The 21,909-nt window shown below is 67.6% G+C and carries 28 protein-coding genes and 1 tRNA gene; 18 read left to right on the forward strand and 11 right to left on the reverse strand.

Features of this window, described 5'->3' with window-relative positions:
* The first annotated feature begins 1 nt into the window (after position 1).
* Positions 2-1,648, forward strand: a complete 1,647-nt coding sequence (pyrG, locus tag IEX93_RS04270) for a CTP synthase (protein ID WP_188846841.1) — start codon at positions 2-4, stop codon at positions 1,646-1,648.
* Here the strand turns inward: pyrG and IEX93_RS04275 are convergent.
* From IEX93_RS04275 to cycA, 5 genes are all read right to left on the reverse strand, one after another.
* The gene (locus IEX93_RS04275) at positions 1,645-2,670 is read right to left on the reverse strand and encodes a DUF815 domain-containing protein (protein WP_188846843.1); all 1,026 of its coding nucleotides are present in this window, start codon (positions 2,668-2,670) and stop codon (positions 1,645-1,647) included. The two genes, pyrG and IEX93_RS04275, sit on opposite strands and share 4 nt — an antisense overlap.
* Before the next feature lie 41 nt (positions 2,671-2,711).
* Positions 2,712-2,787 (reverse strand) — tRNA-Lys (locus IEX93_RS04280).
* A gap of 40 nt (positions 2,788-2,827) precedes the next feature.
* Positions 2,828-3,445: a thiamine diphosphokinase gene (locus tag IEX93_RS04285; RefSeq protein WP_188846845.1), complete on the reverse strand. Its 618-nt coding sequence runs from the start codon at positions 3,443-3,445 to the stop codon at positions 2,828-2,830.
* On the reverse strand, positions 3,442-4,392 hold the full coding sequence (locus tag IEX93_RS04290) for an ABC transporter ATP-binding protein (RefSeq protein WP_188846847.1): 951 nt from the start codon (positions 4,390-4,392) through the stop codon (positions 3,442-3,444). The genes IEX93_RS04285 and IEX93_RS04290 overlap by 4 nt, the downstream gene beginning before the upstream one ends.
* A gap of 53 nt (positions 4,393-4,445) precedes the next feature.
* Positions 4,446-4,892, reverse strand: a complete 447-nt coding sequence (gene cycA, locus IEX93_RS04295; protein WP_188846849.1) for a cytochrome C-552 — start codon at positions 4,890-4,892, stop codon at positions 4,446-4,448.
* Between the two features lie 105 nt (positions 4,893-4,997).
* On the opposite strand from cycA, the gene ccdA reads away from it, so the two are divergent.
* The 10 genes from ccdA to IEX93_RS04345 all read left to right on the forward strand — a co-directional run bounded on the left by ccdA (position 4,998) and on the right by IEX93_RS04345 (position 12,612).
* Positions 4,998-5,666 carry a cytochrome c biogenesis protein CcdA gene (ccdA, locus tag IEX93_RS04300; RefSeq protein ID WP_188846851.1) on the forward strand — a complete coding sequence of 223 codons (669 nt, stop codon included), beginning with the start codon at positions 4,998-5,000 and terminating at the stop codon, positions 5,664-5,666.
* A gap of 40 nt (positions 5,667-5,706) precedes the next feature.
* Positions 5,707-6,276, forward strand: a complete 570-nt coding sequence (locus IEX93_RS04305; RefSeq protein WP_188846853.1) for an ABC transporter ATP-binding protein — start codon at positions 5,707-5,709, stop codon at positions 6,274-6,276.
* On the forward strand, positions 6,273-6,938 hold the full coding sequence (locus IEX93_RS04310; protein ID WP_188846855.1) for a heme exporter protein CcmB: 666 nt from the start codon (positions 6,273-6,275) through the stop codon (positions 6,936-6,938). Before IEX93_RS04305 ends, IEX93_RS04310 begins: the two co-directional genes overlap by 4 nt.
* 56 nt (positions 6,939-6,994) lie before the next feature.
* A complete protein-coding gene (ccsA, locus tag IEX93_RS04315; protein ID WP_188846865.1) occupies positions 6,995-7,681 on the forward strand; it encodes a cytochrome c biogenesis protein CcsA in 687 nt (228 codons plus the stop codon).
* Between the two features lie 91 nt (positions 7,682-7,772).
* Entirely contained in the window at positions 7,773-8,201 is a 429-nt protein-coding gene (gene ccmE / locus IEX93_RS04320) for a cytochrome c maturation protein CcmE (protein ID WP_188846867.1), read from the forward strand.
* On the forward strand, positions 8,198-10,129 hold the full coding sequence (locus IEX93_RS04325) for a heme lyase CcmF/NrfE family subunit (protein ID WP_188846870.1): 1,932 nt from the start codon (positions 8,198-8,200) through the stop codon (positions 10,127-10,129). The genes ccmE and IEX93_RS04325 overlap by 4 nt, the downstream gene beginning before the upstream one ends.
* Positions 10,126-10,662 (forward strand): TlpA family protein disulfide reductase, encoded by a 537-nt coding sequence (locus IEX93_RS04330; protein WP_188846872.1) that lies wholly within the window; start codon positions 10,126-10,128, stop codon positions 10,660-10,662. Before IEX93_RS04325 ends, IEX93_RS04330 begins: the two co-directional genes overlap by 4 nt.
* Positions 10,659-11,078 carry a cytochrome c-type biogenesis protein gene (locus IEX93_RS04335; protein ID WP_188846874.1) on the forward strand — a complete coding sequence of 140 codons (420 nt, stop codon included), beginning with the start codon at positions 10,659-10,661 and terminating at the stop codon, positions 11,076-11,078. Before IEX93_RS04330 ends, IEX93_RS04335 begins: the two co-directional genes overlap by 4 nt.
* On the forward strand, positions 11,075-12,055 hold the full coding sequence (locus IEX93_RS04340; RefSeq protein WP_188846876.1) for a c-type cytochrome: 981 nt from the start codon (positions 11,075-11,077) through the stop codon (positions 12,053-12,055). The genes IEX93_RS04335 and IEX93_RS04340 overlap by 4 nt, the downstream gene beginning before the upstream one ends.
* Before the next feature lie 2 nt (positions 12,056-12,057).
* Positions 12,058-12,612 (forward strand): QcrA and Rieske domain-containing protein, encoded by a 555-nt coding sequence (locus tag IEX93_RS04345; RefSeq protein WP_188846885.1) that lies wholly within the window; start codon positions 12,058-12,060, stop codon positions 12,610-12,612.
* Here the strand turns inward: IEX93_RS04345 and tyrS are convergent.
* Positions 12,609-13,907: a tyrosine--tRNA ligase gene (gene tyrS / locus IEX93_RS04350; RefSeq protein WP_188846887.1), complete on the reverse strand. Its 1,299-nt coding sequence runs from the start codon at positions 13,905-13,907 to the stop codon at positions 12,609-12,611. The two genes, IEX93_RS04345 and tyrS, sit on opposite strands and share 4 nt — an antisense overlap.
* 22 nt (positions 13,908-13,929) lie before the next feature.
* Here tyrS and IEX93_RS04355 point away from each other — a divergent pair, with 22 nt between their 5' ends.
* The 3 genes from IEX93_RS04355 to IEX93_RS04365 are packed head-to-tail and all read left to right on the forward strand — an operon-like array spanning position 13,930 to position 14,762.
* A complete protein-coding gene (locus tag IEX93_RS04355; RefSeq protein ID WP_188846889.1) occupies positions 13,930-14,307 on the forward strand; it encodes a hypothetical protein in 378 nt (125 codons plus the stop codon).
* 59 nt (positions 14,308-14,366) lie between these two features.
* The gene (gene rpsT / locus IEX93_RS04360; RefSeq protein ID WP_188846891.1) at positions 14,367-14,666 is read left to right on the forward strand and encodes a 30S ribosomal protein S20; all 300 of its coding nucleotides are present in this window, start codon (positions 14,367-14,369) and stop codon (positions 14,664-14,666) included.
* A 9-nt stretch (positions 14,667-14,675) separates the two neighbouring features.
* Complete coding sequence (locus IEX93_RS04365; protein WP_188847011.1) at positions 14,676-14,762, forward strand: 30S ribosomal protein THX; 87 nt, start codon at positions 14,676-14,678, stop codon at positions 14,760-14,762.
* Positions 14,763-14,801: 39 nt separating this feature from the next.
* On the opposite strand, the gene IEX93_RS04370 is transcribed toward IEX93_RS04365, so the two are convergent.
* The 3 genes from IEX93_RS04370 to IEX93_RS04380 are packed head-to-tail and all read right to left on the reverse strand — an operon-like array spanning position 14,802 to position 17,887.
* Positions 14,802-15,545 (reverse strand): DUF4388 domain-containing protein, encoded by a 744-nt coding sequence (locus tag IEX93_RS04370; protein WP_188846893.1) that lies wholly within the window; start codon positions 15,543-15,545, stop codon positions 14,802-14,804.
* Positions 15,530-16,408, reverse strand: a complete 879-nt coding sequence (gene thrB / locus IEX93_RS04375; protein WP_188846895.1) for a homoserine kinase — start codon at positions 16,406-16,408, stop codon at positions 15,530-15,532. Before thrB ends, IEX93_RS04370 begins: the two co-directional genes overlap by 16 nt.
* 30 nt (positions 16,409-16,438) lie before the next feature.
* The gene (locus IEX93_RS04380; RefSeq protein WP_188846897.1) at positions 16,439-17,887 is read right to left on the reverse strand and encodes an NAD(P)H-hydrate dehydratase; all 1,449 of its coding nucleotides are present in this window, start codon (positions 17,885-17,887) and stop codon (positions 16,439-16,441) included.
* Between the two features lie 32 nt (positions 17,888-17,919).
* Between IEX93_RS04380 and IEX93_RS04385 the strand changes: the two genes are divergently transcribed.
* Together IEX93_RS04385 and IEX93_RS04390 are read left to right on the forward strand one after the other, a co-directional pair.
* Positions 17,920-18,657, forward strand: coding sequence for an SIR2 family NAD-dependent protein deacylase (locus IEX93_RS04385; protein ID WP_188846899.1), 738 nt, complete (start codon positions 17,920-17,922; stop codon positions 18,655-18,657).
* Positions 18,648-19,160: a hypothetical protein gene (locus IEX93_RS04390; RefSeq protein WP_188846901.1), complete on the forward strand. Its 513-nt coding sequence runs from the start codon at positions 18,648-18,650 to the stop codon at positions 19,158-19,160. Before IEX93_RS04385 ends, IEX93_RS04390 begins: the two co-directional genes overlap by 10 nt.
* 8 nt (positions 19,161-19,168) lie before the next feature.
* On the opposite strand, the gene der is transcribed toward IEX93_RS04390, so the two are convergent.
* The gene (gene der, locus IEX93_RS04395) at positions 19,169-20,464 is read right to left on the reverse strand and encodes a ribosome biogenesis GTPase Der (protein WP_188846903.1); all 1,296 of its coding nucleotides are present in this window, start codon (positions 20,462-20,464) and stop codon (positions 19,169-19,171) included.
* A gap of 77 nt (positions 20,465-20,541) precedes the next feature.
* On the opposite strand from der, the gene IEX93_RS04400 reads away from it, so the two are divergent.
* Entirely contained in the window at positions 20,542-21,117 is a 576-nt protein-coding gene (locus IEX93_RS04400) for a 1-acyl-sn-glycerol-3-phosphate acyltransferase (RefSeq protein WP_188846905.1), read from the forward strand.
* 53 nt (positions 21,118-21,170) lie between these two features.
* The gene (locus IEX93_RS04405; RefSeq protein WP_188846907.1) at positions 21,171-21,533 is read left to right on the forward strand and encodes a DUF4870 domain-containing protein; all 363 of its coding nucleotides are present in this window, start codon (positions 21,171-21,173) and stop codon (positions 21,531-21,533) included.
* Here IEX93_RS04405 and IEX93_RS04410 read toward each other — a convergent pair.
* Positions 21,511-21,888 (reverse strand): 4'-phosphopantetheinyl transferase superfamily protein, encoded by a 378-nt coding sequence (locus tag IEX93_RS04410; protein WP_188846908.1) that lies wholly within the window; start codon positions 21,886-21,888, stop codon positions 21,511-21,513. The genes IEX93_RS04405 and IEX93_RS04410 overlap by 23 nt on opposite strands.
* Between the last annotated feature and the right edge of the window lie 21 nt (positions 21,889-21,909).

Consider the following 21,909-nt stretch of genomic DNA (forward strand, 5'->3'; position numbering starts at 1 on the left):
CGTGAGCGGGGTTTCCCAAGGGGCCAAAAGGCCCAGAAAGTACGTGTTTATCACCGGCGGCGTGGTCTCCAGCCTGGGCAAGGGCATCCTCACCTCCTCCCTGGGGGCCCTTTTCCGAGCCCGGGGCTACAGGGTCACGGCCATCAAGATTGACCCCTACCTCAACGTGGACGCGGGCACCATGCGCCCCTACGAGCACGGGGAGGTCTTCGTCACCGCCGACGGGGCCGAGACCGATCTGGACATCGGCCACTACGAGCGCTTCTTGGACATGGACCTCTCCCGGGGCAACAACCTCACCACCGGCCAGGTCTACCTCTCGGTGATTCAAAAGGAGCGCCGGGGGGAGTACCTCTCCCAGACGGTCCAGGTCATCCCCCACATCACCGACGAGATCAAGGAGAGGATCCGCAAGGTCTCCGAGGAGCAAAACGCGGAGATCGTGGTGGTGGAGGTGGGAGGAACGGTGGGGGACATAGAAAGCCTTCCCTTTCTGGAGGCCATCCGCCAGTTCCGCTTTGACGAGGGCGAGGAGAACACCTTTTACATCCACCTGACCCTGGTCCCCTACCTGGAGACCAGCGAGGAGTTCAAGACCAAGCCCACCCAGCACTCCGTGGCCACCCTAAGGGGCGTGGGGATCCAGCCCGACGCCCTGGTCCTCCGCTCCGCTAAACCGGTGCCGGAGGAGGTGCGCAAGAAGGTGGCCCTTTTCACCAACGTCCGCCCCGGCCACGTGTTTTCCAGCCCCAACGTGGAGCACCTCTACGAGGTGCCCCTTCTCCTTGAGGAGCAGGGCTTAGGCCGGGCGGTGGAGAAGGCCTTGGGCTTGGAGCCCGTCTTCCCCAACCTCTCCTTCTGGCAGGAGGCGGTGCGCATCCTGAAGCGCCCCGAGCGGACGGTGCGCATCGCCATCGCCGGGAAGTATGTGAAGATGCCGGACGCCTATCTGTCCCTCCTCGAGGCCCTGAAGCACGCGGGCATCAAAAACCGGGCCCGGGTGGAGGTGAAGTGGGTGGACGCCGAGGCCCTGGAGGCGGGGGACCTGGAGGAGGCCTTCGCCGACGTTTCCGGCATCCTGGTCCCCGGCGGCTTTGGCGTGCGGGGGATTGAGGGGAAGGTGCGGGCGGCCCAGTACGCCCGGGAGCGCAAAATCCCCTACCTGGGCATCTGCTTGGGGCTCCAGATCGCCGTGATTGAGTTCGCCCGCCACGTGGCGGGCCTCAAAGGGGCCAACTCCACGGAGTTTGATCCCTACACCCCCCACCCGGTCATTGACCTCATGCCCGAGCAACTGGAGGTGGAGGGCCTAGGGGGCACCATGCGCCTTGGGGACTGGCCCATGCGCATCCGGGAGGGCACCCTCCTCCACCGCCTCTACGGCAAGGAGGAGGTCCTGGAACGCCACCGCCACCGCTACGAGGTGAACCCCCTTTACGTGGACAGCTTGGAGCGGGCGGGCCTTGTGGTCTCCGCCACCACCCCGGGGATGCGGGGCCGGGGGGCGGGGCTCGTGGAGGCCATAGAGCTCAAGGACCACCCCTTCTTCCTGGGTCTCCAAAGCCACCCCGAGTTCAAAAGCCGCCCCATGCGCCCCTCGCCCCCCTTCGTGGGCTTCGTGGAGGCGGCCTTGGCCTACCAGGGCTAGGCCAGGGTCTGGGCGAACTGCCGGGCCACCCGGCCCGAGAAGCCCCTCTGCAGGGCGAAGCGGAGGGCTTCTTCCTCCTCCCCTTGGGTCAAGGGGCGGCCCAGGTGGTGGGCCACCGCCTTGAGGTAAAGGGCCCGGTCAAAGGGCGGGAAGGTGAGGACCAGGCCGAAGCGCTCGGAAAGGGCCAGGGTGTCCTGGAGCTCGTCCCAGGCCTTGGGGTCCTCCCCCGGCAGGGGGTTTCCCCCCAGGCGGCGCACCAGGTGGCGGCGGTTGGAGGTGGCCAGGAGGAGGACGTTTTCCGGGGCGCCCTCGAGGCTTCCTTCCAAGAGGGCCTTGAGGTGGTGGAAGGCCTCCCCCTCCGGGTCCAGGGAGAGGTCGTCCAAAAAGAGGAAAAAGCGGTGGGGGAGGAGGGAGAGCCTTTCCAAAAGGCTCTCCAGGTGGCCTAGGGCCTTGGGCTCCACCTCCACCATCCGGGCCCCTTCCAGGTGGAGGAGGCTTTTGGCGGCGGTGCTTTTGCCCGTGCCCCGGGCCCCGTAGAGGAGGGTGTGGAGGGCAGGCCTGCCCGAAAGAAAGCGGCGGGCGTTTTGCTCCAGGGCCTTTCGCTGGGCCTCGTAGCCCAAAAGCTCGTCCGGGCGGGGGAGCCTGGGCCTAGGGATGGGGTGGAGCGCCCCGTCAAAGCGGAAGGCCCGGTAAAGGGCGAAGGGCCAGGGCCCGTGGGTCTTTAGGACCTGGACCAAAGCCTCGGGGTCCCGGGTGAGGAGGGCTTTTAGCGCCGCCTCCTCCGCCGGGGTGGGGGGGCGCTCCCCGAGGCTTCCTAGGGGAAAGGCTTCCCGTCTTTCTTGGAGCCTGAGGAAACCCTCTTCCAGGTCCAGCCGGATGAGATCCAAGATCCCCGGAGTAGGCCTTAGGGCCCGCCAGGCCCAGGGGGCCTTGAGGAGGCTTTGGGCGAAGGCGTAGCCCCAGGGTTCACCCTGGGGCAGGTCCAGGTCCAAAAGCTGGGTGGGGGTTTGGGGCCAGTCCACGCCCCCATCATAAAAGCCCCCGGGCCTTCCCCGGGGGGCTTTGGTGGGCCGCACAGGACTCGAACCTGTAACCCACCGATTAAGAGTCGGTTGCTCTACCGGTTGAGCTAGCGGCCCAAACGCCAAAGGTTAGTCTAGCCCCCCCCCTTCCCCATTGTCAAGCACCGAAGACGTAAAGGAGGGCCCGTCCCGAGGCTACTTCCACCCGGATGGGCCCTAAGGCTTCGTTTTCCAGGGTGAGGGTGGTGGCCCTTAAGGGGGTTAGGGGAAGGTTCCAGCGGGCGCCCTCCACCTCCAGGGTGGCCTCGAGGTGGGGAAGGAGGCTGAAGGGGGTTTTGGAGGCCAGGGGGAAGGTGTGGGTTCCGGGAAGGAGGGGGTAAGCCCAAGCGAGCCCGTCGCTTAGGACCACCCGGAGCCCTTGCTCCGCCAGGGCGAAGGCTAAGGCCAGGTGGGCCAGGGTGTGGTCCAGCCGCCCCCCCAGGGCGCCCAAAAGGAGCACCTCTTCCGCACCCATCTCCAGGGCCTTCCGCAAGAGGGCCTCCCCGTCCGTGAGGTCCTTCTCCCGGGGAAGGACCTCCTTGGGCGCGGGGAGGGCCTCCTGAAGCCAGGGAGGGCTTGAGTCAAAGTCCCCGAGCCAAAGCTCCGGGACAAGCCCCAAGGCGAGGGCGTGCCGCCCCCCGGAGTCCGCCGCCAGGAGGCGGTAGCCCTTAAGCCTTTCCTTCAAGGCCTCCGTGGCCAGGAGGGGGCCGCCTAAGAGGAGGGCGAAGCGCTTCATCCTTCCAAAGTTACCGCCTGGGCCAGGTCCAGGTGGAGGCCCACCTCGGCGCCTTCGGGAGGGCCTTCCTGGACCTCGAGGTAAAGCCTCACCCCCTGCACCCGCACCCATAGCCCCACCCGGCCCCCGAAGAAGAGCCGCTCCTCCACCACCCCGCGCCAGGGGCCGCCCAGGGCCATTGCCTTGGGGGGTAGGAGGTGGAGGTGGGGAGGGAGGCCGAGCCGGGCGCTTTCCCCGGGGGAAAGGAGGTTCTTGTGCCCCAGGAAGCGGGCGGTCCAGGCGTCCTTGGGCCGGGCGTAGACCTCCTCCGGGGTCCCCACCTGGACGAGCCGCCCCTCCCGAAGAAGGGCCACCCTGTGGGCGAGGAGAAAGGCTTCCCCCTGGTCGTGGGTTACGAGGAGGGTGGTGACCCCTTCCTCCCTGAGGGTGCGGCGCAGGAAGAAGAGGAGCTCCTCCCGAAGCCTCAGGTCCAAAGCCCCCAAGGGCTCGTCCAGAAGGAGGAGCCTGGGCCTAGGGGCCAAGGCCCGGGCCAGGGCCACCCGCTGCTTCTCGCCGCCGGAAAGCTCCTGGGGGCGCTTTCTGGCGTGGGGGGTGAGCTCCATGCGCTTTAGGAGTTCCTCCACCCGGGCTTCCCGCGCCACCTTGGGCCAGCGGGCCTCCACCAGGCCGAAGGCGATGTTCTCCGCCACGGTGAGGTGGGGGAAGAGGGCGTAGTCCTGGAAGAGGAAGCCCACCCCCCGCCTCTCGGGGGGAAGGGGCGTGAGGTCTTCGCCTCGGAAGCGGATAAAGCCCCGGTCCGGCGCGAGGAGCCCGGCCACCAGCTTAAGCAGGGTGCTCTTGCCGCTTCCCGAGGGACCAAGGAGGGCCAGCACCTCCCCTTCCGCCACCCCTAGCTCCAGGGCCAGCCGAAAGCCGGGAAAGGCCTTCTCCAGGGAAAGCTCCAGCACCCCCCCATTAAAGCAAAGGCCCTGGGGAACCCCGGGCCCAAGGATCCTTCCCCCTACTTCAGGCCAAGCTTCTTCCGCTCCTCGTAGACCTGCTGGGGGGTGAGCTTCTTGGCCCGCAGGGCCTTCACTTCCTGCGCGGTGAAGGGCTTAAAGCCCTTGACCTTCTTGTTGTCCCCCCAGGCGGTGGCGATGTGGTTGAGGATGGCGGCGATCTCCTCGTCCTTAAGCTGGCCGAAGCCGGGCATAACGCCGTTGTACTTCATCCCCTTCACCTCAATCTGCCCCTGGAGGCCGTAGAGGAGGACCTGGATCAGGTACTCCCGCCCGCCCTTGGCGTTCAGGATCTCCGCCACATGCCCGGCCAGGGGCGGGAAGGCTCCGGGGAGGCCTTGGCCGTTCGGTTGATGGCAGGCCGCGCACTGGGCGTAGAGCTTGGCGCCGTCCGCCTGGGCTAGGGCTAGGCCGCCGAGAAGGAGGAGCGCCACAAGGGTCCGCTTCATCTTTACCCTCCGGGGTATAGTGTAGTTTTGCTCCTTGCGCGTTTCAAGAGGCGGCGGGGTCAGGGGTTTAGGAGCATCTGGCTCACCCTGCCCTAGGATGGGGGTATGACGCTTTCCCTGACGGCGGCCTTTTTGGCGGGGGTGCTCTCCTTCCTCTCCCCTTGCGTGCTTCCCCTCGTCCCCACCTACCTCTTCTACCTGGGGGGGGAGCGGGGGCGCCCCCTCTTCAACGCCCTCTTCTTCATCCTGGGCTTTGGGGCGGTCTTCTTCCTCCTAGGGCTTCCCTTCACCCTCCTTGGAGGGCTTCTCTCTGAGCACCGACAGACCCTGGCCCGCGTGGGCGGGGTGGTCCTCGTCCTCTTCGGCCTCTACATGCTGGGCTTAAGGCCCAGGTGGGGGGTTTCCCTCCGCTACGAGGGGGAGACCTCCCGCCCCTTGGGGGCCTTCCTTCTTGGGGCCACCCTGGGCCTGGGCTGGACCCCCTGCATCGGCCCCATCCTGGGGGGGATCCTCACCCTGACGGCGGTGGGGGGCGGGGTCCACCTCCTTTTGGCCTACATCCTGGGCCTGGCGGTGCCCTTTTTGCTGGTGGCCCTCTTCGCCGACCGCCTCAAAGGGTGGCTCAGGCGGGCGGGCCGGCTTTCCCACTACGTGGAGGTGCTGGCGGGGGTGGTCCTGGTTTTGGTGGGGGTCCTCCTCTTCACCGGCTCCTTCACCGCCCTCAACACCTTCTTCCTGCGCATCACCCCCGAGTGGCTCCAGAGGTACCTCTAGGACCTTTGTCCCCGGAGTCTTCGCCTAGACTGGTGGAGGCATGCTCTTGCGCCTCGAGGCCGTTTCCAAGCGCTTTGGCCAGGACTGGGTTTTTCGCGACCTAAGCCTTTCCCTAAAGCGGGGAGAGGTGGTGGCCCTCTTGGGCCCGAATGGAAGCGGCAAGACCACCCTCCTCCGCCTCATGGCGGGGCTTCTTAAGCCCACGAGGGGGCGGGTGGTGCGCCAGGGGCGGGCCCTTTTCCTCCCCAACCCCCCCGCCTTCCACCGCCGCCTCACCGCCCGGGAGCACCTCCTCTTTGACCTGGGCTTCCACGGGGTGGCGGGGGACTGGGAGGCGGCCCTGACCCGCTTCGCCCTCCCCCCGGACCTTCCCCTCGCCGCCTTCTCCAGCGGGATGAAGAAGCGCCTTGCCCTTGCCCGCCTCCTCCTCCTTAGGCCCGACCTCTGGCTTTTGGACGAGCCGGAGACGGCCTTGGACCAGGAGGGGCGGAAGCTCCTTCTGGAGGTCTTGGAGGAGGCCCGGAGGGACGCCGGGGTGGTCCTCGCTACCCACGACCGGGCCTTGGCCGAGGCGGTGGCCGACCGGGCGGTGGGGCTGGGGGCGGCGTGAGGCGGGTCTGGCTTTTGGCCCTTAGGGACCTCCGCCTCGAGGTGCGGGACCGCGCGGGGGTCCTCTCCGTGCTGGCCTTCTTCGGGGTGATGCTCTTCGTCATGGCCCTGGCCTTGGGGCCGGAGGAGGCCCCCTTGCGCCGGGCCGCCCCCGGGGTCTTGTGGGTGGCCTTGGCCTTCATGAGCACCCTCCTCGCCACCCGGGCCTTCGCCCTGGAGGTGGAGGAAAACACCCTAGACGACCTCCTCCTCACCCCCGGGGGCAAGGAGTGGGTCTACCTGGGCAAGCTCCTTTTCCAGCTTCTCCTCCTCCTTCCCCTTTCCGCCTTGGCCCTCCTCCTTTCGGCGGGGCTCTTTTACCTGCCCCTGGCCCGGGCCCCGGCCCTCCTCCTCACCCTGGCCCTGGGGGTCTTGGGCTACGCCAGTGTGGCCACCTTCTACGCTGGCCTATTGGCCCGGCTTAGGGGGCGGGAGGTCCTTCTGCCCCTCCTCCTCTTCTCCCTGGTGGTGCCCGTGGTCCTGGCTTCGGTGCGGGCCACGGTGGGGCTTGCGGAGGGGCTTCCCCTGGAGGAGGTGGCCCCTTGGTGGCAGCTTCTTTTGGTCTTTGACCTGGTCTACATCACCGCCAGCGCCCTCCTCTTTCCTCTGGTGCTGGAGGGGTAAGGGGGTTTACAGAAGCTTCATCCTACCTGGCTATGCTGGTTTTTGGGGGTTAAAAGATGCTGAAGACGCAAACGCCGAGCCGCCCCGATGCCCTCACCTGGGTCTTCCTGGGGCTTGGGCTCTTGCTTTTGCCCCTTGGGCTTTACCTGGCCCTCGCCGCCCCGCCCGACGTGAACCAAGGCTATCTGGTGCGCATCATGTACCTGCACGTGCCCACCGCCTGGGTGGGATACCTGGCCTTTTTCGTCACCTTCCTCTACTCCCTCCTTTACCTCTTTCGCCAGGACCCCCGCCACGACCGGGTGGCCCTGGCCAGCGCCGAGATCGGCCTCGTCTTCATGGGCCTCGCCCTGGTGACGGGGATGCTCTGGGCAAGGCCCACCTGGGGGGTCTACTGGACCTGGGAGCCTAGGCTCACCACCACGGCCATCCTCTTCGCCGTCTACCTGGGCTACTTCCTCCTGCGGGGGGCCATTGAGGACCCCGAGCTTCGCCGCAAGGCGGCGGCGGCCGTGGGCGTTTTGGGCTTCCTCAACGTGCCCATCAGCTACATGTCGGTGAAGTGGTGGCGGAGCCTGCACCAGACCCAGTCCATTGACCTCACCACGGGCCGGATCCACATGGACCCCGCCATGCTCCAGGCCCTGCTTTTCAACCTCCTGGTCTTCACCCTGCTCTACCTGGGTTTCACGCGCTTTAGGGCCATGGTGGCGGCCCTGGAAGAAGCGAAGGAGGAGGCGTGATGGGAGTCTTCGTCGCCTGGGTCTATGTGCTCACCTACCTCGCCGTCTTCGGCTATTTGGCCTACCTCTTCTGGCGCTATAGGAGGGCGCGGTGAGGGGGAAGTACCTTCTTGGCATCCTGGTCATCCTGGGCGCCCTGGGGTACATGGTCTTCGGGGGGCTTGGGCGGAACCTGGTCTACTTCCTCACCCCTTCCGAGTACCTCCAGGACCAGGCCAGGTACCAAAACCGCTCTGTGCGCCTGGGGGGGTTGGTGAAGCCGGGCACCGTTCAGTACGACAAGGACCGGCTGGAGCTCCGCTTCGTCCTCACCGACGGGGTGGCGGAGGTCCCCGTCCTTCACAAGGGCACGCCCCCGGGGATGTTCAAGGAGGGGCAAGGGGTGGTGGTGGAGGGGCGCTTCCAGGAGGGGGTCTTCCAGGGGACCAACCTTCTGGTGAAGCACTCGGAGGCCTACCAGGCCCCCAAGGAAGGCTGGACCCCGGAGGAGGTGCGCAAGCTCATTGAGGAGGCCCAATGACCCCGGCTCTTCTCGGCAACCTAGGCGTGAGCCTCACCTTGGCCTTTAGTCTCCTGGGCCTGGGCCTTTCCCTCCTCGCCTACCTCCAGGGGGATGGGCGTTTCCTGAAGGGGGCAAAAAGCCTGGTCCTGCCCGCTTTTCTCGCCGCCTCGGCCGCCTTCCTTGCCCTGGAGTGGGCCCTCCTCACCCACGACTTCTCCTTGGCCTATGTGGCCAGGAACCACTCCACCAAGGACCCCCTCTGGGTGACCCTGGTGACGCCTTGGGCGGCCCTGGAGGGGAGCATCCTCCTCTGGGGCCTCCTCCAGACCCTCTACACCCTGCTCGCAAGCCGCAAGCTCTTGGACCCCTGGCGGGCCTCCCTGGTCCTCGCCGTGCTCTTCGGCATCCAAGTTTTCTTCTTTGGGGTCATGGCCACCATCGCCAGCCCCTTTGAGACCCTGCCCGACCCGCCTCCCGACGGCGTGGGCCCGAACCCCCTTCTCCAGAACCACTGGATGATGGCCGTCCACCCCGTCCTCATGTACCTGGGCTTCGTGGGCCTGAGCGTCCCTTACGCCTATGCCGTGGCGGCCATGGTCACCCGGCGCTACCAGACCTGGGTGGAGGAGACGCGCTGGTGGACCCTCATCGCCTGGGGTTTCCTCACCGCGGGGAAGGTGGCGGGGATGTGGTGGAGCTACGAGGTTCTGGGCTGGGGCGGGTACTGGGCCTGGGACCCCGTGGAAAACGCCAGCTTCATCCCCTGGCTCCTCGCCACGGCCTTCCTCCACACCGCCTTCGTCCAGCAGACCCGGGGGGCCTTCAAGACCTGGAACTTCGCCTTCGTGACCCTGGCCTTCGCCGCCACCGTCCTCGGCACCTTCCTCACCCGAAGCGGGGTGATCCAGTCGGTCCACGCCTTCGCCGAAGGCCCCGTGGGCCCCGCCTTTCTGGGCTTCTTCCTCCTCGCCACGGGCCTTGGCCTGGGCCTCCTTTCCCGAGTCTCCCGGGAGGTGCGGGACACCGCTCTTTTCCACCCCCTCTCCCGGGAGGGGGCGCTTCTCCTCGGGGCCTTTTTCTTCGCCGGATGGGCCCTCGTGGTGGTTCTCGGCACCTTCTACCCCCTTTTGGTGGAGGCCTTCACCGGGGCCAAGGTGAGCGTGGGGGCCCCCTTCTTCAACCAGGTTTCCGCCCCCCTGGGGGCGGGGATCCTCCTCCTCATGGGGGTGGGGCCCCTCCTCCCTTGGCGCAGGGCCCGGGAGGAGGTCTTGCGGAACCTCCTCGTCCTTCTCCTCGCCCTCGCCTTGGGGACCCTTTTGGGGCTTTCCCGCGGGTACGCCTTGGGGGCCTCCTTCGCCTTGGGGCTTTTCCTCTACAACGCCGCCGCCATCTATCTCCTTGCGCGGGAGGGGGTCTTGGCCCGGGTGCGGGCGGGGCTTTCTCCCTGGGGCTTTTTGGCGAACCGGAGGCGGGTGGGAAGCCTCGTGGTCCACTTCGCCGTGGCCCTCATGGGGCTTGGCATCGCCTTCAGCCAGACCTACCGCTTGGAGAGCGAGAAGACCCTCTACCGGGGAGAGGCTTGGGAGGCGGGGGGCGTGCGCATCACCTTCCAGGGGGTGCGGGCCCTGGACGAGGGGCGGCGCTTCGCCGTGGAGGCCCTTTTGGAGACCGACCGCTTCGGGGAGGTCCGGCCCAGGCTCCACTTCTACCCCCAGATGAATAGCCCCCTTCCCGCCCCCAAGGTGGTCTACACCCCGGGGAACGACTACTACTTCCTCCTCATGGACTTTGACCGGGAAAAGGGGGAGTGGGCCTCCTTGAGGCTCATCGTCACCCCCTTGGTCTTCTGGATGTGGGTGGCGGGGGGGCTTATGGCCCTCGGCACCCTTTACATCCTCTGGCCCGCGGCGCGGGCCGAGGAGGCCAAGGGGGTGAGCCCGGCGTGAGGGGGGGACTCTGGCTCCTCCTGATCCTGGCCCTTGGGGGCCTTTTCTGGTGGGGGATGCAGCGGGACCCTAGGGAGCTCCCCTCTGTCCTCGCCCAAGAGCGGAGGCCCGCCCCCGATTTCGCCCTCCCCCTCCTTCCCCCCTACCGGGCGGCGTGGGGGGAGACCTTCCGCCTCGCCGATCACCTGGGGAAAAAGCCCGTTGTGATCAACTTCTGGGCCAGCTGGTGCTACCCCGCCTGCTACGAGGAGGCGCCGGTCCTCGAGGCCTTTTGGCGCCGCCACCGGGACCAGGTCCTTTTCGTGGGGGTGAACTTCCAGGACAAGGAGCTCGAGGCCCTGAGGTTCATCGCCCAGTTCGGCCTCACCTTCCCCCAGGTTTACGACCCCCGGGGCCGGGTGGGGGTGGACTACGGGGTGCGCGGGGTGCCCGAGACCTTCTTCATTGACCGGGAGGGCCGGGTTTTGGCCCGGCACGCCGGGGCCGTGGACGAAGCAACCCTGGCCCGCTACCTAGAGGAGGCCTTGCGATGAGGTGGGTTCTTCTGCTCATGGCCTTGCTTCTTCCCGCCCTGGCCCAGGAAGGGCCACCCCCTGACCTTCCCCCGGAGGTCTTCCGCATCGCCCGGGAGCTCCGCTGCCCCGTCTGCCAGGGGGAGTCGGCGGCGGAGAGCAACTCCGGGGTGGCGGCGGAGATGCGCCGGATCATCGCCGAGATGCTTCGGGAAGGAAAAACGGAAGAGGAGATCAAGGCCTTCTTCGTGGAGCGGTACGGGGAGTGGATCCTCTACGCCCCCCCGAGGCGGGGAGTGACCCTTTGGGTTTGGGTGCTCCCCCTTCTTGGGCTTCTTCTCCTCGGCCTTGGCCTTTTCGCCTACTTCCGGCCTCGGCCCCTTCCCAAGGAGCTCCTGGAGGAGGCGGAGCGCCGCCTTAAGGAGCCGCCAAGATGACGGCCACCCTGCTTTTCCTCGCCCTCTTCCTCCTTGGCCTTTTCCTCGCCCTAAGGCCCCTTCTCGGGCCCAAAGAGCCTTTCCCCGAGCCCCCCAGGCGGGAGGAGCTTCTCCGGGAGCTAGAGGTCCTCAAGGAGGAGGTGGGGGCCCTGGAGGGAGAGGAAAAGAAGCGGGCCCTCGCCCGCATGGTGGAGGTGGAAAGGCTCTTGGAGGGCTACCGCCCCCCCGCCCCCCGGCCCTTCAACCCTTGGCCCGTGGCCCTGGTCCTGGGGGCGGTGGTCTTCCTCGGGGTAGGTCTTTGGCGCTACACCCTGCCCCGGCTTCCCGGGGAGACCCTCACCACCCAAAGGGCCGAGGCCCGGGAGCTTAGGGCTTTGGCGGAAAGGGCCCAAAGGACGGGGGCGGTGGAGGATCTCTTGGCCTGGGGCCGTAAGGCCTACGAGCTCCAGGCCTTTGACCAGGCGGCGGAGGCCTACCTAGAGGTTCTCAAGAAGGATCCCAAGAACGTGGAGGCGGTGCGCCGGGTGGGGATCCTCCTCTTCATGGGGGGGCGGCTGGAGGAGGCCCGGATTTTCCTGGAAATCGCCCAGGGCGCCGACCCCAAGGCCGCCGAGGGCTGGCTTTTCCTGGGGAACCTCTACTTCCAGGAAGGGCGGATGGAGGAGGCCATCGCCGCCTGGGAGAAGTACCTGGAGGCCGGAGGCGAGGCCCGGGAAAGGGTGGAGGCCCTGATCGCCATGGCCAAGGCCCAAGCTCAAGGGGGAAAGGACGGGAGGAGCGTCTACCAGGCCCGCTGCGCCGCCTGCCACGGGGCGCAAGGGGAAGGGGGCCTAGGCCCAAAGCTTAAGGGAAACCCCATCCTGAAGGCTCCGGAGGCGGTGCGGGAGATCGTCTTAAAGGGCCGGGGGGCGATGCCCGCCATCCCTCTTTCCGAGGAGGAGCTTAAGGCCCTTTTGGACTACCTGGGTAGCCTGTAGCCATGAAGCGGCGCGACCTCTTCTTCTACCTGCCCGTGGCGGTGGCCGGGGGGTTTTTCGCCTGGTTCGGGGTGCGCACCTACAACCTCCGCTTCCGCCCCCGTCCCGAGGCGGGAAAGCCTACCTGGAAGGAAGGCCCAAGGGTGGCCGTGGCCCGGCGGGGGGAGCTTGGGGTCTGGGAGGCGAAGCCCTTCGCCTACCCCCTTCCCTTGGGGGAGCTCAAGGCCTTCCTCCTCCGCCTTCCCGAGCCCGCTCCTGGGGGGCTTTCCCTGGGGGAGGAGCACTACCTGGCCCTAAGCCGCATCTGCACCCACCAGGGGTGCACGGTGAACTTTGTCCCCGACCCCGAGGCGGCTTCCCTCCTCTACAACTTCCGCTACGAGAGGCCCTTTCTGGGCTGCCCCTGCCACTTCGGGGCCTTTGACCCCCTTTTGGGGGGAAAGGCAGTGTACGGGCCGCCCCGCTTTCCCCTGCCAAGGCTTCGCCTCGAGGCGGAAGGGGAAACCCTCTACGCCACCGGGCACGAGGTGCCCTTGAGGCCCATGGAGGGCGGTTAGCCCTTGAGGCGCACCCTTACGAAGCGGTCCTTGCCCCTTTGCAGGATGCGGGGCCGGGAGAGGTCCACCTGGAGGTTCGGGTCGGTGATCACCTCCCCGTCCATCCTTAGGCCCCGGTTCTGGATGAGCCTCCTCGCCTCGGCGTTGGAGGGGGTGAGGCCCGCCAAGGTGAAAAGCCTCGCCACCCAGATCCTGCCCTCCTTGAGCTCGGAGGGGGGGATTTCCACCTCGGGGAGCTCCTCGGGGATGCCTCCTTTCGCCACCTCGTCGTAGCGGGCTTCCGCCTTGCGCACCGCCTCGGGGCCCGCCTCCTTGTCCTTTCCCAAGGCCTCCCAGGCGTAGCCCAGGCTCTCGTAAAAGGCCCGGTCTATGCGGGCGGGGATCTGGGGTAGGGCGTAGGCGGCGGTGAGGAGGCGGGCGAGGACCCTATGGGCGGGGACGGGGCCCGCCTTGAGAAGGGCTTCTATTTCCTCGTCCTCCAAGTCCGTGAGGAGGCGGAAGTAGCTCGGGAGAAGGGGGTCGGGCACCCGCATGAGCTTCTTGAACATCACCTCCGGGGGCTCGGTGAGGCCGATGTAGTTGTCCAGGCTCTTGCTCATCTTCTCCCGGCCGTCTAGGCCCACGAGAAGGGGCATGAGGAAGCAGACCTGGGGGCTTTGCCCGTAGGCCCGCTGCACCTCCCGGCCCACCAGGAGGTTGAAGCGCTGGTCCGTGCCCCCCATCTCCACGTCGGCTCTTATGGCCACGGAATCGTAGGCCTGGGCGAAGGGGTAGAGGAACTCGTGTAAGGAGATGGGAATCCCCGCCTCGTACCGCTTCTTGAAGTCCTCCCGTTCCAGCATCTGGGCCACGGTCATGAGGGAGGTGAGGCGGACCACCTCCTTGAAGGTGAGGCCTTCCAGCCACTCGGAGTTGTAGCGGAGCTCAAAGAGGTGGGGCTCCTGCCTTAGGATCTTCCCCGCCTGCTCCACGTAGGTCTTGGCGTTTTCCCGGGTCTCCTCGAGGGTGAGGGGGGGCCGGGTCTTGGAGCGGCCCGAAGGGTCCCCGATCATCCCGGTGAAGTCCCCGATGATGAGGACCACCTTGTGCCCGAGTTCCTGGAAATGGCGCATCTTCCTCAGGACCACCGCATGGCCCAGATGGAGGTCTGGCCGCGTGGGGTCGGCGCCGAGCTTCACCGTGAGGGGGCGTCCTTCCTTGAGCTTGGCGAGAAGCTCTTCCTCGGGGATGATTTCCTCGGCCCCCCGCTTGAGGAGGGCCAGGGCCTCTTCCGGGGTGTGGCCGGTGCCTGCCATGTGCCCAAGTATACTTAGACCAATGCGGAGCCTGCTGGTGTTGGCCTTGGCGGCCCTGGGCCTTTACTGGTACGCGGAGCGGTACGGCTTGGCCGTGGGCTACCCCCCCTTTTTGCCGGTCTTCTACTGGAAGTACACGGGAGAGGCCCGGTACCCCGTCCGGGTCACGGGGCTTTACGATGCCCTCAAGGTGAAGGTCTCGGGCAAGCTTTCCGAGGGAAGGCTAAGGGTCGTCCTCCTCAAGGACGGCCGGGAGGTGGGGGAAAGGCGGTATAGCGGCGCCTTCCAGGAGGAGGTGCGTTTTGGCGTGGCCCCCGGGGACTACCTGCTTCGCTTTGAGCTGGAGGAGGCCAAGGGCCAGGTGCGCTACGACTGGGTGGCCACCAAGTTTGCCCCTTAGGGCGGGGGTGTGCTACACTTAGGCCTGGTCTGCCCCTTGGGGGCACAAAGGGGAGAACGATGGCGCAGAAGAAGCCCAAGAGGAACCTTTCCGCCCTGAAGCGGCACCGGCAGTCCTTGAAGCGCCGGCTTCGCAACAAGGCCAAGAAGTCGGCCATCAAGACCCTTGCCAAGAAGGCCATCCAGCTGGCCCAGGAGGGCAAGGCGGAGGAGGCCCTCAAGATCATGCGCAAGGCCGAGAGCCTCATTGACAAGGCGGCCAAGGGTTCCACCCTCCACAAGAACGCCGCCGCCCGGAGGAAGTCCCGGCTTATGCGCAAGGTCCACCAGCTCCTTTCCGCCCAGGGGCTTAGCGCCTAAGGAGGAGGCATGGGTAAGGGCGACCGTCGCACCCGTAGGGGCAAGATCTGGCGGGGCACCTACGGCAAGTACCGGCCCCGGAAGAAAAAGAAGTAGCCTCGAGGGGCCTTTCCCCTAAGGGGCTACCCCCGTTCCTTAGGCGGGGGTCTCTTCCTTTTCTAGCTCCCAGGTGAGGTCCCGGAGGAGCCAACCCCGGCCCGGGGGGTTCAGCTCCCCGGTGCTGAGCGCCCGGACCAGGTACCGGCGCACCAGGGAGAGGGGGACCCCTTGGGCGAGGATCTCCCCTAGGTTCCGGCTTCCGTCCAGAAGGGAGAGGAGGCTATCAAACTCGTCCAGTGTTTTGCTCCGCCGCCCCTGGTGGCGGATCCTTAGAGCGTACCAGGCGTAGCGGCGAAGGGGGTAAAGGTCTCCTTCCCGCACCCCCATGTAAGCCCGCTCCATGGCGATGAGGAGGGGGACACCCCAGGCCTTGGCGGCGGCGCGCACGCTTTTGCCCCCTTGGAAGACCTCGTAGGGGGGCGTGGGGCGGAGGGCTTCCAGGACCCGGCTTGGGGAGTCCACCAGGGTGCGGAACCGGTCCCACTCGTCGTTCACCCGGGCCCACTCCCCGAGAAGGGGGCCAAAGGGCATGAGGGCCTGGGCTTCGGGCACGGGCCCGGGCTGGAAACGGAAGCTCCCCTCCTTGGGGTAGAGGGGGAAGGTGAAGAGGGCCTCGAGGCCCTCCCAGTCCAGGATGGACGCCGCCACCACCTCCCCGTGGGCGAACCTTAGGGTGAGGGGTAAAGGCCCCACCCGCACCTCCAGGGCCCCGGAGCGCCGGTGGGTGTGGATGAGTTCCAGGACTTCCGTGAGGGGAATGGCGCTCAGGTCTCCTTCCAAAGGTATCCCTCCCCGATGCCTAAAACCAGGATACGCCCTTCGCCCCGGTAGCCTTCCAGGGCCTGGACCACGGGCGCCTCTTGGCCTTCTTGGACCAAAGCCGCCAGGGTGGGGCCGGCCCCGCCCACGAAGGCGGCGAGGGCCCCGGCCCTTAAGGCCTCCTCTATGGCCTCTAGGACCCCAGGCATCAGGTGGGCCCGGCGGGGTTGGTGGAGCCGGTCCCGGCAGGCCTCCCGCAGGGCCTCGAGCCGCCCCGAGTAGAGGGCGGCGGGCCAGAGGGCGCTTCGCGCCAGGTTGAAGAGGGCGTCCTCTAAGGGCACCTCCTGGGGCAGGGCGGCCCGGGCCAAGGGGGTGGGGACCGCGTAAGGGGGCACGGCCAGGACGAAGCGCACGCCTTGGGGCCTGGGCAGGGGGATGGCGAGGAGGGGGTCGCTTAAGGCGGCCACAAACCCCCCGTAGACGGCGGGGGCCACGTTGTCGGGGTGGCCTTCCAGCTGGGCGGCCACCCGGAAGACCCCTTCCCGGCCGAGCCTCCCCCCGGAGAACCGGTCCGCCAGGGCCACTCCTGCCACTAAGGCGGCGGAGGAGCTTCCCATCCCCCGGGCAAGGGGGATGGGGTTGAAGGCCCGCACCCGCAAAGGGGGAGGGTTTAGCCCCAGGGCCGCCATTCCCGCCCGGAAGCCTTGGCGGATGAGGTTGTCTGTGCCTTCCACCTGGCCTTCCCCCTCGTAAAGGAAGGCGTCTTCCTGGGCGGGCTCGGCCTCCACCTCGAGGTAGAGGTCCAGGGCCACCCCCAAGGCGTCAAACCCCGAGCCCAGGTTGGCTAAGGTGGCGGGGACATAGAGGCGGGGCAAAGGCTCCATAGATCCCGCCCCAGCATACCAGGAAGGGGCCTACACCCGGGAAAAGGGCCAGGGGGCCCGCCCCTCCGCCAAAAGCTTTCTCGCCCAAGGCAACGCCTCCGCCACCTCGCGGGCGAGGAGCCCCACCCCCTTCTCCTCCGCCAAAAGGTCCCCGGCGAGGCCGTGGAGGTAAACCCCAAGCCTCGCGGCCTCAAAAGGGGGAAGGCCCGCCGCAAGAAGGGCGGCGATGGCCCCCGCGAGGACGTCCCCCGTGCCCCCGGTGGCCAGGGCGGGGTTGCCCGTGGGGTTTAGGGAAAGCCGCTTGCCCTCGGCCACCACCGTGGGGTTCCCCTTGAGGACCACGGTGAGGCCAAAGCGCTCGGCGAGGGCTTGGGCCACCCCCAAGGGGTCCTTGCCCACCTCCTCTGGGGAAACCCCCAAAAGCCTTCCCGCCTCCCCGGCGTGGGGGGTGAGGACGGCGGGAAGGCCCGCCTTCCGGTAGGCCTCCGCCACCTCTGGGTGGAGGGCGTCCGCGTCCAGGACCGTGGGGAGGCCCGCCTTGAGGGCTTCCAGCGCCCAGGCCTTCCCCCAGGGGCCACCCCCCATCCCCACCGCCAGGGCCTCCACCTTGAGGGGGGGAAGGGTAGGGGAGGAAACAGGGTGGAAGACCGCCTCTAAAGGCTCCAAGGGAGTCCCTTCCGGCGCCACGAGGTGCACAAGCCCCGCCCCCATGCGGTAGGCCCCCAAGGCCGCCAGGAGGGGGGCCCCGGCGTAGCGGAGGCCCTCCCCCCGGTACCCCCCCAGGACCCCCACCCGGCCCACGCTCCCCTTGTGGGCGGTGAGGGGGCGTTTGGGGAGGAGGGGCCTTAGGGCCTCGGGGGTGGCCACCTGGGGGAGGTCTTCCCGCTCCAAAAGGGGTTTAGGCAGGCCGATCTCCGCCAGGTAAAGCTTCCCGCAGGCTTCCCGCAGGAGGAGGTGGGGGGTCTTGAGGGCGGCGAAGGCCACGGTGGCCGTGGCCCGGACGTGGGGCGCATAGGGAAGCCCCGAGGGGAGGTCCAGGGCCAGGATGGGGAGGCCCGAGGCGTTCATTCCCTCCACCAGCCCGGCGTAGAAGCCCGAGAGGGGCCCCTTGAGCCCGGTGCCGAAGAGGGCGTCCACCAGGACCTCGCCCGGGCCGAAGGAGGCCTCCTCCAGGGGGCGGACCTCGAGGCCGTGGGCCAGAAGGGCCCTCTTGGCCAGGAGGGCGTCCCCTTCCTGCCCCTCGGCGGCGAAGACCCGGACCCGCACCCCCTCCAAAAGGAGGTGCCGGGCCAGGACAAACCCGTCCCCTCCGTTGTTCCCCTTGCCCGCCAGCACCACGGCGGGGACTTTGCCGAAGAGGTCCAGATAGACCCGGGCCGCCTTCATCCCCGCCCACTCCATGAGGAGGAGGCTAGGGTAGCCTAGGGCCACCGCCTTCCCGTCCGCCTCCCGCATGGCCTCGGGGGTGAAAAGCCTCATGGGCCTAGGATACCCGGGCTAGGATGAGGGGGATGGAAGGTCTTGCCGAGGCGAGGAAGCGGCTGGCCCAGGCCCAAAGGGTGGCGGTCCTCACGGGAGCGGGGATCTCCAAGCCCTCCGGCATCCCCACCTTCCGGGACGCCGAGGGCCTTTGGAAGAACTTCAATCCCTTGGACTACGCCACCCCCGAGGCCTACGCCCGGGACCCGGAAAGGGTGTGGGCCTGGTACGCCTGGCGCATCCAGAAGGTGCGGGAGGCCAAGCCCAACCCGGCCCATCACGCCCTGGCCGAGCTGGAAAGGCGGGTTTTGGCCCGGGGGGGAAGCTTCCTCCTGGTCACCCAGAACGTGGACGGCCTCCACGCCCGGGCGGGAAGCCAGAACCTGGTGGAGCTCCACGGCAACCTCCTCAGGGCCCGGTGCGAGGCCTGCGGGAAGCGGTTTCCCTTGCCCGAGGCCTTCACCCCCCCTCCCCTCTGCCCGGCCTGCGGCCAAAGGGCCCGGCCCGACGTGGTCTGGTTCGGGGAGCTTCTGCCGGAAGGGGCCTGGGAGAAGGCGGAAAAGGCCTTCGCCGAGGCCGACTTCGCCTTGGTGGTGGGCACCAGCGCCGAGGTGGAGCCTGCCGCCTCCTTGGGCCGGATCGCCTTCGCCTCTGGGGCCTACCTCGTGGAGGTGAACCCCGAGCCCACCCCCCTTACCCCCTTGGCCCACCTTTCCTTGCGGACGGGGGCGGTGGAGGGGATGGAGGCTTTGCTTGCGGGATGGTCCTGAGGGTTTTGGCCGACCTTTGCACCCTGGCTCGAGGCGGGGTGGTCCTCCTGGTCCTGGGGCAGGTGGGCCAGGGGCCGGAGGCCCTTTCCCAGGTGGTCCGTCTCCTTCTTCTGGGCTGGACCCTGGACGTGTTGGACGGTCTTTTGGCGCGGGCTTCCCGCAGGCCTTCCCCCTTGGCCTTTTGGGACTACCCCCTGGACGCCGGCCTCGCCTGGGCGGGGTGGGCCTACCTGGTGGGGGCGGGCCTGGTGCCCCCAGGCCCCGGGTGGGCTTGGATGGTGGCCGCCCTGGTCCTCCTTCTCCGCTACCCCAACAAAAGCCTTTCCATGCTCCTCCAGGTGCCCGCCACCTTCGCCCCCTTCCTCTTCGCCCGCACCCTGGCCCCGGAGGCCTTTCGGGAGGCCCTGGTTTGGGTCCTGGCCATGCTCCTTCTGGACGGGAAGCGCTTTCTAGGGGTGATCCGGGAGTTTCTGGAAGGGGTGGGCTTTGGGCGGCAGGCTTAAAGCCTGGGCTAGTCTTCTCGGCGGCCCCGGAAGGCCAGGCGGAAAGGCACCTCTCTTAGGCCCAGGTCCTCGCCGATGCGGTTTTTCAGGTAGTTCTCAAAGGCCCGGGTGACGAACTCCGGATGGTTCACGAAGAAGACGAAGGTGGGCGGGGCTACCTCGGGCTGGGTGGCGTAGAGGATCTTGAGGGGTTTGCCCTTGAAGTTGGGCATCTGGACCCGGGTGGTCCACACGCCCACCCAGCGGTTGAGCTCGGCGGTGGGGACACGGGTCTGGTTGAGTTCGTGGAGGCGCACCGCCTCTCGGAAAATCCGGTCCAGGTTCTGTCGCGTCAGGGCGGAGGTGAAGACCCGAGGGAGGTGGTCCAGGTGGGCGAGCTTTTCCCGAAGGAGGCGCCGCATCTTGGGGGCGTCCTCCTTGTTCGCCAGGTCCCACTTGGTGATGACCAAAAGGACGGGCTTGCCCCGGTCCAAGGCCTCGTTGGCAAGTTTAAGCTCCCGGTCCCCCACCTGGAAGGGGTCCACCACGAGGAGGACCACGTCCGCCTCGTCTATGGCCTTAAGGCTCCGCCGGATGGCGAGCTCCTCCACGAGGCTTTCGGGCCGCTTGCGGATCCCGGCGGTGTCCACCAGGACGAAGCGCTGGCCGCCGAAGAAGAACTCCACGTCAATGGCGTCCCGGGTGGTGCCCGGCTCCTCGGAGACGATGACCCGCTCCTCCCCCAGGATGGCGTTGAGGAGGCTGCTTTTCCCGGCGTTGGGCCGGCCCACGATGGCCAGGCGGATGGCCGCCACCTCGGGCTCGGTGTCAATCTGCTTGACGGGGAGGCGCTGCCAGATGGCCTCTAAAAGCTCCTCCAGGCCCCTTGCGTGCTCGCTGGAGGTAGGGATGGGGTCGCCGAAGCCTAAGGCGTAAAGGGGTCCTAGGTAGGCCTCGTGCTGGGGGGCGTCCACCTTGGTGGCCACCAGGATCACGGGCTTGCCCTTCTTGCGCAGGTACTCGGCCACCTCGTAGTCCGCCTGGGTGAGCTCGGCCCGCCCGTCCACGGCGAAGAGGACCACCTCGGCGTCCTCCAGGGCCCGGTCCACCTTCTCCTGGATCTTCTTCTCCCATTTGTCCCCGGACCAAAGCCCCCCGGTGTCCACCAGGAGGAAGCGGCCCCGGTCGGTTTCCACCACGCCCTCTTTGAGGTCGCGGGTGACGCCGGGCACGTCCGCCACCACCGCGCTCCGCTTCTTTAGGAGGCGGTTAAAAAGGCTGGACTTGCCCACGTTGGGCCTACCCACGATGACGACCTTGTGCATCCTCACCCCACGAAAAGGGGGTGGGAAGGCCCCACCCCGTTTGCTCCTAGTGTACCACACGGGGTATACTTCCTGGGATGCGAAGGCTTGCGGGATGGGTCCTTAGGCGGCTTGGCTGGCGCTACCACATGCCGCCTCCTCCGGAAGGAAGCTACGTCCTCATCGGCGCGCCCCACACCTCCAACTGGGACTTCTTCGTGGGCATCCTGGCCCTTTGGGCTCTGGGGATACGGGCCAGGTGGCTTGGGAAAAAAGAGCTTTTCCGGCCGCCTTTGGGGTGGCTCCTTAGGCTCCTTGGGGGGATCCCCGTGGACCGCTCCAAGCGGAGCAACCTGGTGGACCAGGTGGCGGAAATCCTTAAGCGGGAGCGGCTTGCCGTCCTCATCACCCCTGAGGGCACCCGGGGAAAGGCCCCCTACTGGCGCACGGGGTTTTACTACATGGCCTTGAAGGCGGGGGTGCCCATCGCCTTGGGGTACGCCGACTTTCGCAGGAAGGAGGTGGGCATCGGGGGCTATCTCTACCCGACCGGGGACATCCGCCGGGACTTCGCCGCCATCCGGGCCTTCTACCAGGACAAGGTGGGCCTTAGGCCGGAAAAACAGGGCCCCATCCGCATCCAAGAAGAGGTGGAGGAGCTGGCCTCGGATTAGGGGCGTGGGGCCTTTTCCGGGCTTAGCCGGGAAGGATCCTATATGATGTCTCCATGGAACAACCCACCCCTTCCGATCAGGAGCGGACCTGGGCGGCGGTGGCCCACCTGGCCCCCCTCGTGGGGTATTTCGTCCTGATCGGCCAGATCCTGGTGCCCCTGGCCATTCTCCTTTGGGGGCCCAAGACCCCCTTCGTCCAGGCCCACGCCAAGGAGTCTTTGAACGGCCAGATCACCTACACCCTCTACGGGCTTGGAGTTTTCCTTTTGGCCTTGACCGTGGTGGGGATCGTCCTGGCCTTGCCCTTGGGGCTTGCCCTTTTGGTTTTGGTCCTTTGGAACATGGTCCAGGGGGCCTTAGCGGCGGGGCGGGGCGAGGTGTACCGCTACGCCCTCATCCTCCGGCTGGTGCCCTAGCCTCGAGGACCACCACCGCCAGGGCCAGCCCCCGCTCGTGGCTTAGGGTGAGGTGGGCCCGAAGACCCTCCCTTTCCAGGGCCTGGGCCAGGGAAGGGGCGAAGCGGAGGACGGGCCTTCGCCCCTCCATCCCCACCCAGACCGCCTTCCAGGGGAGGCTTTCCGGCCAGCATTTCTGGAAGGCCTCCTTGGCGGCGAGCCGGGCGGCGAGGCTTGGGGCGGGGTCTTGGTGGCGGAGGGCGTAGGCCACCTCCTCGGGGTGGAAGAGGCGCCTTAGGGCTTTCTCCCCGTGGCGTTCCAAAAGCCGCCGCACCCGGCCGATCTCCACCAGATCCGCCCCCAAAGCCCGGATCACGGCTCCATTGTACGGGGGCCT

This window comes from Thermus composti, from assembly GCF_014647535.1.
Taxonomy (GTDB): domain Bacteria; phylum Deinococcota; class Deinococci; order Deinococcales; family Thermaceae; genus Thermus; species Thermus composti.

Excerpts from the sequence above, each read along its gene's own strand:
- IEX93_RS04365 (WP_188847011.1), top strand. The coding sequence starts at position 14,676 with ATGGGTAAGGGCGACCGTCGCACCCGTAGGGGCAAGATCTGGCGGGGC.
- IEX93_RS04390 (WP_188846901.1), top strand. The coding sequence starts at position 18,648 with ATGGTCCTGAGGGTTTTGGCCGACCTTTGCACCCTGGCTCGAGGCGGG.
- der (WP_188846903.1), bottom strand. The coding sequence starts at position 20,464 with ATGCACAAGGTCGTCATCGTGGGTAGGCCCAACGTGGGCAAGTCCAGC.
- IEX93_RS04335 (WP_188846874.1), top strand. The coding sequence starts at position 10,659 with ATGAGGTGGGTTCTTCTGCTCATGGCCTTGCTTCTTCCCGCCCTGGCC.
- IEX93_RS04345 (WP_188846885.1), top strand. The coding sequence starts at position 12,058 with ATGAAGCGGCGCGACCTCTTCTTCTACCTGCCCGTGGCGGTGGCCGGG.
- IEX93_RS04285 (WP_188846845.1), bottom strand. The coding sequence starts at position 3,445 with ATGAAGCGCTTCGCCCTCCTCTTAGGCGGCCCCCTCCTGGCCACGGAG.
- tyrS (WP_188846887.1), bottom strand. The coding sequence starts at position 13,907 with ATGGCAGGCACCGGCCACACCCCGGAAGAGGCCCTGGCCCTCCTCAAG.
- cycA (WP_188846849.1), bottom strand. The coding sequence starts at position 4,892 with ATGAAGCGGACCCTTGTGGCGCTCCTCCTTCTCGGCGGCCTAGCCCTA.
- IEX93_RS04380 (WP_188846897.1), bottom strand. The coding sequence starts at position 17,887 with ATGAGGCTTTTCACCCCCGAGGCCATGCGGGAGGCGGACGGGAAGGCG.
- IEX93_RS04385 (WP_188846899.1), top strand. The coding sequence starts at position 17,920 with ATGGAAGGTCTTGCCGAGGCGAGGAAGCGGCTGGCCCAGGCCCAAAGG.
- ccsA (WP_188846865.1), top strand. The coding sequence starts at position 6,995 with ATGCTGAAGACGCAAACGCCGAGCCGCCCCGATGCCCTCACCTGGGTC.
- IEX93_RS04355 (WP_188846889.1), top strand. The coding sequence starts at position 13,930 with ATGCGGAGCCTGCTGGTGTTGGCCTTGGCGGCCCTGGGCCTTTACTGG.
- IEX93_RS04405 (WP_188846907.1), top strand. The coding sequence starts at position 21,171 with ATGGAACAACCCACCCCTTCCGATCAGGAGCGGACCTGGGCGGCGGTG.
- IEX93_RS04325 (WP_188846870.1), top strand. The coding sequence starts at position 8,198 with ATGACCCCGGCTCTTCTCGGCAACCTAGGCGTGAGCCTCACCTTGGCC.
- rpsT (WP_188846891.1), top strand. The coding sequence starts at position 14,367 with ATGGCGCAGAAGAAGCCCAAGAGGAACCTTTCCGCCCTGAAGCGGCAC.
- IEX93_RS04340 (WP_188846876.1), top strand. The coding sequence starts at position 11,075 with ATGACGGCCACCCTGCTTTTCCTCGCCCTCTTCCTCCTTGGCCTTTTC.
- ccdA (WP_188846851.1), top strand. The coding sequence starts at position 4,998 with ATGACGCTTTCCCTGACGGCGGCCTTTTTGGCGGGGGTGCTCTCCTTC.
- thrB (WP_188846895.1), bottom strand. The coding sequence starts at position 16,408 with ATGGAGCCTTTGCCCCGCCTCTATGTCCCCGCCACCTTAGCCAACCTG.
- IEX93_RS04400 (WP_188846905.1), top strand. The coding sequence starts at position 20,542 with ATGCGAAGGCTTGCGGGATGGGTCCTTAGGCGGCTTGGCTGGCGCTAC.
- IEX93_RS04305 (WP_188846853.1), top strand. The coding sequence starts at position 5,707 with ATGCTCTTGCGCCTCGAGGCCGTTTCCAAGCGCTTTGGCCAGGACTGG.